The following is a 12,765-nucleotide window of genomic DNA, read 5'->3' as shown; positions in this document are numbered from 1 at the left end:
ACTACCCGGCAAGGCAGGTGATTAAATAAATGGGTGTAACCTATCAGGATTATTATCAAACCCTCGGTGTCAGTCGTGACGCCACGGAAAAAGAAATTAAATCGGCTTACCGCAAGCTGGCCAGGCAGTGGCACCCGGATTTGCATACGGGCAAAGCAAAAGAAGAAGCTGAAGAAAAATTTAAGCTGATTAATGAAGCCTACGAGGTTCTAAAAGATACGGATAAGAGGGCCAAATATGACCGGTTGGGGGCTAATTGGCAGGCTGGGCAGGATTTCAGGCCGCCGCCGGACATGGACGGGTTTCATTTCTACACTGATTTCACTGGCGGGGCCGGGGGGTTTAGCGATTTTTTTGAAATGTTGTTTGGCGGTGCTGTGCCCGGCGGCTTTGGGAGAGCCGGGCGCGGGGCGCGCCGTGGACCGGTACGTGGACGGGATATTGAGGCCGAGTTGGAGCTAACTCTGGAAGAAGCGTACCGTGGCGGTGACAAAGTGCTGCAGTTGGCCAACCGGGAAATATGTCCGGATTGCGGTGGCACGGGGCATGCTGAAAATACCATTTGCTATCGCTGTGGAGGCATCGGAGAAGTAGCGGGTCATAAGACACTCAAAGTAAAAATTCCTCCGGGAGTGCACCAGGACAGTCGCATCAGGCTGGCAGGGCAGGGCGGAGATGGCCTGGCTGGGGGTGACCGGGGCGACTTGTACCTTAAAGTTCGATTGCTGCCGCACCCCGTGTTTAAAGTGCAGGATACTGATCTGGAGACTGAAATAACCCTGCGACCTGAGCAGGCTGTGCTGGGTGATAGGGTTTCGGTACCCACACTAGATGGCCCCGTATTGATGAAGGTGCCTCCCGGCACCCGGTTCGGCAAGCGGCTGCGCTTGCGGGGCAAGGGGCTGCCGGTTCGGGAAGGCCGGGGGGATCAATATGTACGCATAAAAATCGATATTCCCGGGCAACTGTCGGCAGAAGAGGAGCAGCTTTACCGCCAACTGGCCGAGTTAAGGAAAGGGGTGTAAGCGGTGCAGCACTTTTACCTGCAGATCTATCGACATGCCCTGTTCGCAGGAGATGAAGATGCTTGGGTGAACTTGTCCAATTTGGGCATACATCCCGACATGTTACAGCAGCTTGCGGAATTCGGCGTTATAGAAGTCCGTCGGGGGCGGGTGCCGGTGCAACAGGCCCAAAGATTGCACAGGATGCTGCGCCTCCGCCAAAACCTGGGTGTTAACCTTCATGGAGCGGTAATTATAATGGATTTGTTAGAACGCATAGAACAATTAGAGGATGAAATAGAGAGATTAAAAATAATTGGTAAATAAAAGAAAATAATTATGGAGAATAAAGAGGAGGTGACATCTCCATGGATATCAACCGTTATACACAAAAATCGCGGGAAGCCCTGTCTGCGGCCCAGCAGCTGGCTGCAGCCAGACATCATCAGGAAGTTACGGGCAAGCACCTGCTGGCGGCGCTGTTGGCCCAGGATGGTGGCATGGTTCCCCGATTCGTGGAGCATGCCGGGGCAAGTTTGGTTAACCTGACCGGACAGGTGGATGCTTTATTGAAAAAAATACCCGTGGTGACAGGTTATGAAGGCTCCCTGCATCTAGGCGGCGGATTGGTTCGGGTGCTGGCCCGTGCTGAAAAGGAAGCCCGGGATATGAAGGATGATTACATTAGCGTGGAGCACCTGCTGCTGGCGCTGCTGGAAGAGGGAGAGCCAGAAACCCGTGATGCGCTACGTCAAAGCGGGCTGACCAGGGATGCGCTGCTTAATTCATTGCGGGCGGTGCGGGGTAACCAGCGGGTGACCGGTGAAAACCCGGAGGAGACTTACGAGGCGCTGGAGCGTTATGGTCGTGACTTGACCAAACTGGCTGCCGAGGGCAAACTGGACCCGGTAATAGGCCGGGATAACGAAATTCGACGGGCAATGGAAATACTCTCCCGGCGTACCAAAAACAATCCTGTACTGATCGGTGAGCCAGGGGTGGGCAAGACCGCTATTGTAGAAGGCTTGGCCCGGCGTATTGTGGCCGGTGATGTACCTGAAGGACTAAAAGAAAAGCGTATTATAGGGTTGGATATGGGATCACTTTTAGCGGGGGCCAAGTACCGGGGCGAGTTCGAGGAGCGGCTGAAGGCCGTGCTTAAGGAGGTGCAGCAATCCCAGGGCCGTATCATACTGTTTATTGACGAGCTGCATACCGTAGTGGGTGCCGGCAAAGCGGAGGGGGCCGTGGATGCAGGCAATATATTAAAGCCTATGCTGGCCCGTGGGGAGCTCCGTACCATCGGTGCCACCACCCTGGACGAATACCGCAAGCATGTGGAAAAGGACGCTGCCCTTGAAAGGCGTTTTCAGCCCGTACAAGTGCAGCCGCCCTCGGTGGAAGATACCATTTCCATTCTGCGCGGCCTTAAGGAACGCTATGAGGTGCACCACGGGGTGCGTATCCAGGATAGCGCTCTGGTGGCCTCGGCCACTTTGTCCGACCGCTATATTTCGGACCGTTTTTTGCCTGATAAGGCCATTGACTTAATGGACGAAGCGGCGGCCCGGCTGCGTACCGAGATTGACAGTATGCCAGCCGAGCTGGATGAAATTACCCGCCGTATCATGCAGCTGGAGATTGAAGAGGCCGCTCTCAGCAAGGAAACCGACCCGGCCTCAAAAGAGCGGCTAAATAAAATAAAAGCCCAGCTAGCCGAACTGCGGGAGGAATCCGGAGCTATGCAGGCTCAGTGGCAGGTTGAAAAGCAAGCTATTTCCAGGGTGCGCCAACTGAAAAAAGAAATTGAAGAAACACGGCAGGAAATTGAGCGTGCCGAGCGGGATTACGACTTAAACCGCCTGGCAGAGCTTAAATACGGTCGCCTGAATGAGCTGGAGCGCCGCTTAAAGAGTGAAGAGGAGCATCTGGCCGGCAAGCAAAAGCACGGCATGTTACTGAAAGAAGAAGTAGATGAAGAGGATATTGCCCGGGTGGTAAGCCGCTGGACGGGTATACCGGTGAGCAAATTAATGGAGGGCGAAAGGGAAAAGCTAATTCACCTGGATGAGGAACTGCACAAAAGAGTGGTTGGCCAGGATGAGGCGGTGCGGGCAGTGGCGGACGCCGTACTGCGTGCCCGGGCCGGCATCAAGGACCCTAACCGGCCCATTGGAAGCTTTATTTTCCTGGGACCCACCGGTGTAGGCAAAACCGAACTGGCCCGGGCACTGGCCCAGGCTCTGTTTGATGATGAACGCAATATGACCAGGCTGGATATGTCTGAATACATGGAGAAACACACCGTGGCCCGGCTTATTGGAGCGCCTCCGGGTTACGTGGGCTACGAGGAAGGCGGTCAGCTCACCGAAGCGGTAAGGCGTAAACCCTACTCGGTAATATTGTTGGATGAAATTGAAAAAGCCCATCCCGATGTGTTCAATGTGCTGCTACAGCTTTTGGAAGACGGCCGGCTCACCGATGGTCAGGGGCGTACCGTTAATTTCCAAAATACCGTGGTTATTATGACCTCTAACCTGGGAAGCCACGAAATACTTGCTCAGCAAGAGCGGGGTAGTGATTTTGATAAGATGAAGACTGCTGTGCTGGGCATACTACGGCAGCACTTCCGCCCCGAGTTTTTAAACCGTGTAGATGAAATTGTGGTGTTCCATGCCCTGAGCCAGTCCCAGGTGCGGCAAATTGCGGGATTACTTTTGGAAAGGCTGGCCAGGCGGATTTACGCCGGTACAGGCATCAAGCTTACCTGGGATGATAGCGCCCTGAATTACCTGGCGGGCAAAGGATACGAGCCGGCATACGGTGCTCGCCCCCTGAAGCGGGTTATTCAGCAGTTGGTGGAAACTGCCCTATCCCGAATGATTATTAGGGGGGAAGTGGGACCTCAGCAAACTGTTACTTTACAGGTGGAAGATGGCGAATTGCATATAATTGCATAATGTGAAACAAAATAAATTATTATTCCTTAAAGATAAGTTGACAGAATATATATCATACAATATATAATTTTGGCTAACATAAAAAATGAGAAAAAATGAGGGTATAATGTTGTATTCAGCAATATGCGAGGAAGCTGTCCGTGTGTGCGGACAGCTTTTATGCTTTTAATGTATATAATTTGCATCGATGTGAATCATGGATTATAGGTAGAAATACCCTTATATCACCGGTTTTAATAAAAATGGGTTTGGCATTAAGCTGCCAAACCGATATTAATTCCATTTAAACTTTCAACCTTTCAACACCCGGCACCAAAGGATTATTAGTCGCAGCGCTTAACTCCGTCAGCGGCGGATTCACCCCACTCATTTGTCATATGTAGCTTACTAACAAAATTGTCACATGGCCGGTTGTTGGCCTCAACTGGCTGTTGGGTCTTTTCACACATAGAAGCTTCAATTTTTTTCCACTGCTTGAAATGCAGGCAATCTTTACATAACATGTTTCCACCTCTGTTCCCGATTGAAGGAATAACATACAACACAAATATATTATAAGCAATAACGGGTGTAAAAGCTAGAGGAAGTTACCTATGTCCTTGCAAGGTTTAGTGCGGTAGTTTATATGGAGAACTGCGTCATATGAATGGTTTTATCGCAAAAACGCTGCAATTGTCGATATTTGGTTAAAAAAAAGCCCTGAAATGAACTTTCAGGGTGTTGTTCTATGAGGAGGCATACAACAACTGCGGTAATTTACAATTAAAATGATAACACCGGTATCAAAGGCAGGCAACGCAAAATATTTACCAAAAAAAAAGCCCGGGATTTTTATTTACGGGCTATGGTGATGCATTATCTGCTATAGAACCATATTGCTTATGGTGTTCTTTTTGTTGGACTATGCTTTACATACAGTATAAATATGGTAAAATAAAGTAATTGGTTGGTTTTGTATTATGGTTTAGAGCCTTATGTCAGGAGGTTTTTTATGCAAGATAATCCTTTAGAACAAAACGACCTGGGTGTAATCAGGTATAATGAAGATGTGCTAAAGACCATGATTGGTATGACACTATCCGAGGTAGAGGGCGTTGCCGGCTTTGAAGGCCGTAGCTCCGGTAATCTACTAAACCGAAAAAGCGTTTCCCATATCAATAAAATATCAATTGAGGAAAAAAATGTTACCATTGAACTGTCTATCGTGGTGGAATACGGGTTGCCGCTAAGGGATGCAGCACAAAATGTCCAGCACAAGGTGAGGGAAGTGATCGAAGCTATGACTGATTTATACGTAAATGCTGTTAATGTAACCGTAGCGGGGCTGGATATTAAAGATTAGCCCCGCCGGCCTGTCATGGCATTATTACAATATTAGTGGCAACCGGGCGCTCTTTGCCGTCTGATGGACGGTTGAGCACCTGATTGTTAAAAACAAAAGCGCTGGATCCACCGCCATCTAAATTGTAGGCTTCAATTATGCCCAGCTCAAGCAACTTAATTTGCAGGTGCTCCAGGGTAACCCCGCTGCTCCAGTCGGACTGGCGACCGTCCACTACGATCAAAATAAGGTCGTCATTGCCATACTCGCCAATAATAGTGCGGGGTTGTTTTTGGTTCTGCCACTTGGAGGGTATGGGCAGTGGCTTGCGGTTCTTAATCAGGGCAGGCACAAAACTGACCCCGGATAAAGGTTTAAGCTGCATTAGCTTGTCTTTTTCGAAAAACACACCGCCCAGTAATTCACCCTCGCTGTCGATACCGGCAAAAAAAAGATCGTTATGGGATGGTTTGAAACCGTCAATAAACTTGCTGTCAATCATGGTGTTGCCAATGGGAAGGGTATACTCCTTGCCGTCTTGTGCAAGGCGGAAAAACCCCCCGGCATTGATGCCCAGCACCGCGTTGGTGCGTCTAACAGCCGTACTGGTGGTCTCGCTTTCACCCAGCTTATCATTACTCAGCACTACTTTAAAGACACTGGGATCATGTAATTTTATCTTTGCTATATAGCCACGGTATCCCAGTCCCTTTAATTCGAAAATTTTAATTTCCACTCGTTCAGAGCTGTGTTCATTAACGGGTGGCCCTAGTCTGTTAAGGATACGCTGTTCGTATATTTCGTCGGACAGCTTTTTTTGTGTATCTGTTCTTTGGGCTAATTCCTTAAGAACCAGTTCATTTTCCAGCTGTTGGAGTTGCTGTTCCTCGACGCTCTGCTGAATAAAACCGATGTTTTCTTCCAAAGACAGGGTGTACTCGGTTAAATCCAGTAAGTACGGTTCCAAATTTCCCACGGGCACGTGCAGCGCACTGGCATTTTGTTGCAATGACAGGTAGGCGCCGCTCAATAAGCCAAGGAAAGGAACCAGCAGGCTGATAAAAAAGATATTAATAATCCGCATTACTGGACTCCTTTAATATATCAAGACTTTTCTCCAGTCTTTTTAAATGTTCGTCCATTTCAGTTATCCGTTTATTAACTTCCTCATTCACCGTGCCCGCGCTGGAAATAGTGGCGTCAGTTTTATCCAGGGCCTCTTTTATGGCATTCATTTCATTGTGCAGTGATTTCATTTGTTCCTCTATTGCTTGTACATTCAGAGCGTTGGCCTCTTGAATTTCCCGGGCTGCCCGGTCAATGTAATACCCGGCATACCAAAATCCTCCAAATAATAATCCAACCCAAAACACAACCAGTATTATAATGCTTGGCAGTGGCTGATTACCGTTTTTTTTCTGTGTCGGTTGTTCCATATTGATCACCTCACGCATTTGTTATCAAGGGCTTATATCATTTCTTTTTCACCGCCATATCCCATTTTCCTGCCAGTTGTCTTTAGTGTCAACGAATTAAGCCCCAAAACTTAGTTAATTGCATAACTTATTAATAAACAGGTATATCAAGGGGGTTAAGTGATGTCTGCGGTTGTGGCCATCAGTGATTTACATCTGGGCGAGGAGTCCTCGTCTGTCAATCCATTATTGCGGGAGGTAGTCCCTGCTATTTTGAAAAATCGCCCGGAATTTCAAAATCCGCCCTTTAATACAACTCCGGTAAAATTAAACGCACTATTACATAAGATAGCCCGAGAATTCGGTGGAATATCCGACCTGGTACTGGTGGGGGATATTATTGATTTGTCCCTGGCTTCTTACGTCAACTGTGTATTACAAGCAAAGGAATTTTTTCGGCAGCTGCTGGCTGGAGTGCTGCCCGGCGCTTTAGTTTGGGTGCCTGGTAATCATGATCATCATATTTGGATGCAAGTATGCGAAGAAGAATATATTGCGGCACCGCTCAGGGAAGGTAAATTGCCGGGGGAATATCCCCGCATCTCAGGGCCGGGCAGGGATACCGGTGCGCTGAACCGGTATAACAAGGGGGTGCAGTTTTTGCTGGGTTTACTGCCTATCCATGTGCGGGAAAGATTTTGGCTGGCTTACCCTAATTATATTACCACCTGTGGTCATGAAAACTTGCTTTTTCACCACGGACATTTTTTTGACCGGACCCAGTCATGGATCGGTACATCGCTAATAGAGGCACAAAGCCTGTCAGAGTTGGAAGTGCTTAACTCGGCCTATCTTGAATTTATCTGGTACGGCAGCGGTCAATCCGGCCGCCTGTCCGAGCAGATAGAAAATATTTACGAGGAGATCCGCTGGATTGCAGAACGATTGGGTATGGTTCTGGATATTAGTATCATGGAGAGTATTTTTAAATGGTTGTCCGGGCTGGGTAAGCGGGGTAACGATAGGGGAAGCGAATTAGAGCCCAAATTGGCTGAGCGTATTAAACGTTATTTACAGTATATCGAACGGGAGAGAAAATCAGTATATGCATACCCAGCAGACTTTAGCTTAATTTTCGGGCATACCCACCGCCCGTTGGCGGGGGGTGTGGTGGCAAACCACCCGGTTTACAATACAGGCGGCTGGACTGTGGATGAACGCTGGCCGGGGGCCGATAAATTGCATACCGGTGTGTTTATTGCGGCCCCCGGGCAGCAATTTACGGTTTTGCCGGTGGAAATTGACCGGGATGTTTATGATTTTTGTTATCATCTAAACCATGCCTACCGGGAGGCTGTGAAGGTTGATCTTGGTATGCCCGGGTGAAAGCTGCATAAAAGGTGCGGTTATTTGAACGTCTCTTTGGCCATATGGATAGTTTGGCTGCTTAACCATTCGCGCCGGCGTTGATAATAAAATAACCTCAAATCCGACTCAAATGTCATATTTGGGGGTTATATTATCCTTAAAATTGTCATATTGACCGACTACAAGGTTTAGTGTGCGTAAGGGTAATATTTTTACCATTCGGCGATATCTAATAACATCTCGTTGATACCTCACGTATTAATATAAAAAAAACGGTGGAGGTGACGTTATTATACGATGAACAGACATGTTTTTTTTATAGCTACGGCCTGTGGAGTCACCGGTCTGGCTCCCCTGGTGTTCTCTGAAAGAAGTAACATGTTTACTTTTGTTTTGGTGGCCCTGGTATCGCTGTTTATACAGGTTTACTGGCGGGATGTAGTGGTGCAGCTGTTAATTGTTAGAGGCATTTACGCCAATAAAATTGGCGATCAACAAAAATTAAAAAATGCTTATTTAAAAATTTATAAATTAATGCCTCATAGTTTCGCCGGTAAAATGTCTATGGGTGTAATACATTCTTTGCGGAAAAATTGGGAACAGGCAGAATCTTTTTTCCGGCAGGCTCTGTACTTGCGGCCGGGAAATATTTATGTATCTTTAAATCTATCGGTGGTGTTGCTCCAAAGTGAACGTTTCCAGGAAGCGGTTAAGCTGCTGAAAGCGTTGTTATTTGCTTACCCGCGTTCGGTCATGGCTTATAAGTTACTGGCCGAAGCTTATTACCGGCTGGGGGAACCGTATGATGCCAGAAATTGCCTGCTGGTGGCCAGATTAATCGACCGGAACGACCCTGATATTGAAAAATTTTTAACTACTCTGGAAAAGGAACTTCAAGATGCAGCATAATATTGAGCATTATATATTACTTATGCTTTCCTCTTTAAGTGAAACACCCCTTATAATGGCCCGCTCGCCGAAGCGGTCCTTTATTTTATCGCATGCCCGGGCTAGTTTAGACAGGCGTGTTCTTTCGCCGAATATATCAGGCTGAAAATGTGCCCGCTTAATTAGATTGCTCAGGGTGATTCCCACCAGCCTTACCGCCCACGTTTCATGCCAGTGCTTGTGTAAAATACGGCACGCGATATGGTAAATTTCGTCGGGCAGGTCGGTATAGTCATTCATGCTTAATGACCTGGACAAAAACCGCAGCTGGGTGTCCCGCAGTGTTAAAACCACAGTACGTCCCATATAGCCGCCCTGGCGTACGCGCCGGGCCACTAGCTCGCATAGCTCCAAAAGTACCACCTTGATGTTGGTAAAACCAACCAGGTCTCGGGGGAGCGTCTTTTGCTGGCCGATGCTTTTGGAGGCATCCAGGGAAGTGGGCACTACCGGGCTATGGTCAATGCCATTGGCGCAAAGCCAGAGCATATACCCGTTTTTGCCCCACCGTTGTTGTAAAATGGGCAGTGGAAAATTAGCCAGGTCACCGATAGTGCGTATGTTAAGATAGCGGAGGTGTTTTTCATACCTGGGGCCGATGCCGAATAATTCCCGGACTGGTTGGGGCCAGAAAACCTTTTTAAAGTCATCGATGCTTTCCAGTATTGTCAAACCGTCGGGTTTTTGTACTCCGGCAGCCATTTTGGCAGCCAGTTTGTTGGGGCCGATGCCGATGCTGCATAATACGTCCACCTCGGATTTGATGCGTTCCTTTAGCTGACTGGCTATGTTCCTGGGGGTGCCCCGGAGGTGCAGTACCCCGGTCAGGTCGGCAAAGGCCTCGTCGATGGAGAATGGCTCCACCAGGTCGGTGATGTTCCTCATTATGCCCAGTATGCGGCTGGAAATGTCTATGTACAGCTGGTAATCCGGCCGGAAGAAATAACCGTCGGGACATAGCTGCCTGGCTTCATGCACCGGCATTCCTGTTTTTATACCACGGGATTTAGCCGGGTAAGATGCGGCCAGTACAATGCCGGTTCTTTTGGTAGGGTCGCCGGCCACTATCACTTCCAGACCTTGCAGTTCCGGCTGCACTGCCTGGTGGCAGCTGGCAAAAAAACTGTTCATATCGGCCAGTAAAATTGCTCTTTCCATAAGCCCCCCCAAACAAGCGTTTGGGATAATTGTAAAGCTGCTTGTTGCAATAGTCAAGTGGCTATAAATGGTTAACAACGCCCAACGGTTAATGCATTGGGCGTTGTTTATCATGATAACGTTGTCAGGGTTTCGGCTGTATTTGCAGTTTTTCTCCCAGAGCGGCAAAGCGGTCTACCCAGGCCCGGGTGTCCTTGTCTCCTTGCTCTGCTTTTCTCCGTAGATAGGGGTAAAAGTCATGCAGCAGCCGGTAGTAAATATTTTGTATCTTCCATAAATCTACTTCAAAGGGCAGTGCATGAGCAAGACCGGTCATAGTGTCCAGGTTGCCCAGCAGTGCCAGGTTCGTTGGGTCAGCATACAGGCTTTGAGCCGTTCTTTCCATATTTGCTTTTAATACATAGCACAGGCTGATGTCATCCAGTTTAATGTCCAGAATTTTAGCTTCATTAAATAAAGTATTGATGTGCTCAATATTCGGTTCTGCCTCGGCAAAGGTACGGCGCAGTTCGGCGTTCAAGCTTAGGTCGGCGGCACACAACATGGCTTGGGGTAGGGGTATGCCTAAGTCCTTCAAAAATCGCATTAGTGTAGCATGGTGCTGGTAAATTTGTTTATAATCACCTTCCATTTCCTCCAGCGTGGTGTTCAGTATTTTACTTAATATTTTACGCTGCCGGTCACGGAATAGCTGTTTTAAAGAGAAAAATGATCCATTTTCAAAATGCCGGCCCAATATTTGGATGACCCTGTGAAAATCAGCCCGGTTAAAGGCATCGGTTACTTTTTGCAGTAACTTACGATAGTGCTGTTCGTTGGTAAATGCCTGCACGCTGCAGCTGACATTATGCATTGCGAAATAAATTGCTCCGTAGCTCAGAGTAGTCGATTCCCGTGTTACCATTGAAGTTACCCGTACTTTGCCCAGGGTTAACTTAGTGGTGCCCGCCTCCGTTGTGTGCTTATCCAGTTGTTCTACATCATAACAAAAAATTTGGGTATGCCGTCCGTATTTTTCGAACAGCGAGCAGATGGCATAATGTCCGCCTACCTTTGATAAATCCACCATGGCCGGTGTTATTTTATTATTATATATATAGGCGCCGTCCTGGTATTGGGGGTCGTTGCTTTTGGCCCTGGCCAGCATTTCCAAAAACAATGGCTCAAGGGGGATTTCAAATATTTCTCCGGCCAGTTGGATTACTCGCCGGGCATATTGGAGTACTTGTATCGTTTCAATGCCTGAAATGTCGTCGAAAAACCAGCCGCAGCTGGTGAACATCAGCATGGCATGCCGTTGCATTTCCAGCAGTTTAAGCGCCGTCACTTGTTCTACGGCATCCAGTGTATGGTCGGCGTGTTTGGCCAGAAACCGTTCCACGTTCTCCGGGGAACGGTCTAAAACCACGCTGATATAATCCTTGCGGGTCGCCCAAGGATCTTTGAATAGTTGGCCGGCGTGTTTTTCGTATTCAGGAGTTATGCTGTCGCGAAGCCAGTTCAACGCCCTGCGCAGCGGAGCCCGCCAAGCCTGGGTCCAGCCCTGTTTGGTGCCGGTATGGCAGCCGCAGTCAGCCTGCCACCGTTCCACCCCGTGAGCGCAGCTCCAGGCGGTATGTTCTTTGATTTCCACTTCATGGGTGGGGGGGAACATGGCCAGGAACTCGCCGTAGTTGGTAATGCGGGCCAGCTTATTGGATTCTATATATTCCAGGGCATACGCCAGTGCCATTTCACCATGCCGGTGGTGGTGACCATAGGTTTCGCCGTCAGTGGCGATGTGTACCAGCTGGGGACGGTCGCTTTTTTCGGAAAAACCGCTTAGCAGCCGGTGTGCGAAATGTTCACCGTTGGACAGCAGTCTCTCAAAGGCTACGGCCTGGGAAATAGGACCATCATAAAAGAAAATATTAATCTGGCGTCCTGTTTCGGGCAGGCGCAGCAGATAGGGCATGGTGGGGTCAATACCCTCTGAGCCCACTTCTCGCCAATCGCCTCCGATAGGACGCACACGCCTGGCCTGGTAGGGTGACAATATCGTGAAGCCGATACCTTCTTGTGCTAGTATATCCAATGTTTCCAGGTCCACCGCAGTCTCGGGCAACCACATGCCCTCGGGCCCCCGCCCAAAACGATATTTAAAATCCTCGATGCCCCACCGCACCTGGGTATATTTATCACGACGGTTGGCCAGGGGCATAATCATGTGGTTATAAGCCTGGGCTATAGCCGAACCGTGTCCGGAAAAAGTCTGGCGGCTGGCCCGGTCAGCTTCGATGATCCCCTGGTAAACTTCGGGATCACTGGTTTCCAGCCAGTCCAGCAGTGTGGGACCGAAATTAAAGCTAATTCGGGAATAATTATTAAATATTTTCCTGATCAAGTTTTTCACGTTTAAAATACGAGCCGCGGTATTGGGCGCGTAGCACTCGGCATTAATGCGCTCGTTCCAGTCGTGGTAGGGATAAGCCGAATCCTGAAGCTCAATGGCTTCCAGCCACGGGTTTTCCCGGGGCGGCTGGTAAAAGTGGCCGTGTATGCATAGAAAACGATCCATTTAAATCCTCCTAATCAGGGGTCAGGCTTAAACT

11 protein-coding genes are annotated in these 12,765 nt (G+C 48.7%); 6 read left to right on the top strand and 5 right to left on the bottom strand.

Annotated elements, in window-relative coordinates; genetic code table 11:
- Positions 1–29: 29 nt before the first annotated feature.
- The 3 genes from DESGI_RS16125 to clpB are packed head-to-tail and all read left to right on the top strand — an operon-like array spanning position 30 to position 3,964.
- A complete protein-coding gene (locus DESGI_RS16125) occupies positions 30–1,025 on the top strand; it encodes a DnaJ C-terminal domain-containing protein (RefSeq protein WP_006523400.1) in 996 nt (331 codons plus the stop codon).
- 3 nt (positions 1,026–1,028) lie between these two features.
- Complete coding sequence (locus DESGI_RS16120) at positions 1,029–1,331, top strand: chaperone modulator CbpM (protein WP_006523399.1); 303 nt, start codon at positions 1,029–1,031, stop codon at positions 1,329–1,331.
- A 41-nt stretch (positions 1,332–1,372) separates the two neighbouring features.
- A complete protein-coding gene (gene clpB / locus DESGI_RS16115; RefSeq protein WP_006523398.1) occupies positions 1,373–3,964 on the top strand; it encodes an ATP-dependent chaperone ClpB in 2,592 nt (863 codons plus the stop codon).
- Between the two features lie 323 nt (positions 3,965–4,287).
- Here clpB and DESGI_RS16110 read toward each other — a convergent pair whose 3' ends face one another.
- Positions 4,288–4,467 carry a hypothetical protein gene (locus tag DESGI_RS16110; RefSeq protein ID WP_006523397.1) on the bottom strand — a complete coding sequence of 60 codons (180 nt, stop codon included), beginning with the start codon at positions 4,465–4,467 and terminating at the stop codon, positions 4,288–4,290.
- Between the two features lie 488 nt (positions 4,468–4,955).
- On the opposite strand from DESGI_RS16110, the gene DESGI_RS16105 reads away from it, so the two are divergent.
- Positions 4,956–5,306: an Asp23/Gls24 family envelope stress response protein gene (locus tag DESGI_RS16105; protein ID WP_006523396.1), complete on the top strand. Its 351-nt coding sequence runs from the start codon at positions 4,956–4,958 to the stop codon at positions 5,304–5,306.
- 13 nt (positions 5,307–5,319) lie between these two features.
- Here the strand turns inward: DESGI_RS16105 and DESGI_RS16100 are convergent, their stop codons facing one another.
- Together DESGI_RS16100 and DESGI_RS16095 are read right to left on the bottom strand one after the other, a co-directional pair.
- Positions 5,320–6,369 (bottom strand): phosphodiester glycosidase family protein, encoded by a 1,050-nt coding sequence (locus tag DESGI_RS16100; protein ID WP_006523395.1) that lies wholly within the window; start codon positions 6,367–6,369, stop codon positions 5,320–5,322.
- The gene (locus DESGI_RS16095; protein WP_006523394.1) at positions 6,356–6,721 is read right to left on the bottom strand and encodes a DUF5320 domain-containing protein; all 366 of its coding nucleotides are present in this window, start codon (positions 6,719–6,721) and stop codon (positions 6,356–6,358) included. The genes DESGI_RS16100 and DESGI_RS16095 overlap by 14 nt, the downstream gene beginning before the upstream one ends.
- Before the next feature lie 162 nt (positions 6,722–6,883).
- Between DESGI_RS16095 and DESGI_RS16090 the strand changes: the two genes are divergently transcribed.
- Together DESGI_RS16090 and DESGI_RS16085 are read left to right on the top strand one after the other, a co-directional pair.
- A complete protein-coding gene (locus tag DESGI_RS16090; RefSeq protein ID WP_006523393.1) occupies positions 6,884–8,086 on the top strand; it encodes a metallophosphoesterase in 1,203 nt (400 codons plus the stop codon).
- A gap of 279 nt (positions 8,087–8,365) precedes the next feature.
- On the top strand, positions 8,366–8,977 hold the full coding sequence (locus DESGI_RS16085; protein WP_006523392.1) for a tetratricopeptide repeat protein: 612 nt from the start codon (positions 8,366–8,368) through the stop codon (positions 8,975–8,977).
- 9 nt (positions 8,978–8,986) lie between these two features.
- Here DESGI_RS16085 and DESGI_RS16080 read toward each other — a convergent pair whose 3' ends face one another.
- Both DESGI_RS16080 and DESGI_RS16075 read right to left on the bottom strand, forming a co-directional pair.
- The gene (locus DESGI_RS16080; protein ID WP_006523391.1) at positions 8,987–10,174 is read right to left on the bottom strand and encodes a DNA polymerase IV; all 1,188 of its coding nucleotides are present in this window, start codon (positions 10,172–10,174) and stop codon (positions 8,987–8,989) included.
- 124 nt (positions 10,175–10,298) lie between these two features.
- On the bottom strand, positions 10,299–12,731 hold the full coding sequence (locus DESGI_RS16075) for a DUF3536 domain-containing protein (RefSeq protein ID WP_006523390.1): 2,433 nt from the start codon (positions 12,729–12,731) through the stop codon (positions 10,299–10,301).
- Positions 12,732–12,765: the final 34 nt, after the last annotated feature.

The organism is Desulfoscipio gibsoniae DSM 7213, from assembly GCF_000233715.2.
Lineage (GTDB): Bacteria > Bacillota > Desulfotomaculia > Desulfotomaculales > Desulfallaceae > Sporotomaculum > Sporotomaculum gibsoniae.
Note: the sequence above shows the minus strand (reverse complement) of the source record. Positions and strands in the feature narration are given on the sequence as shown.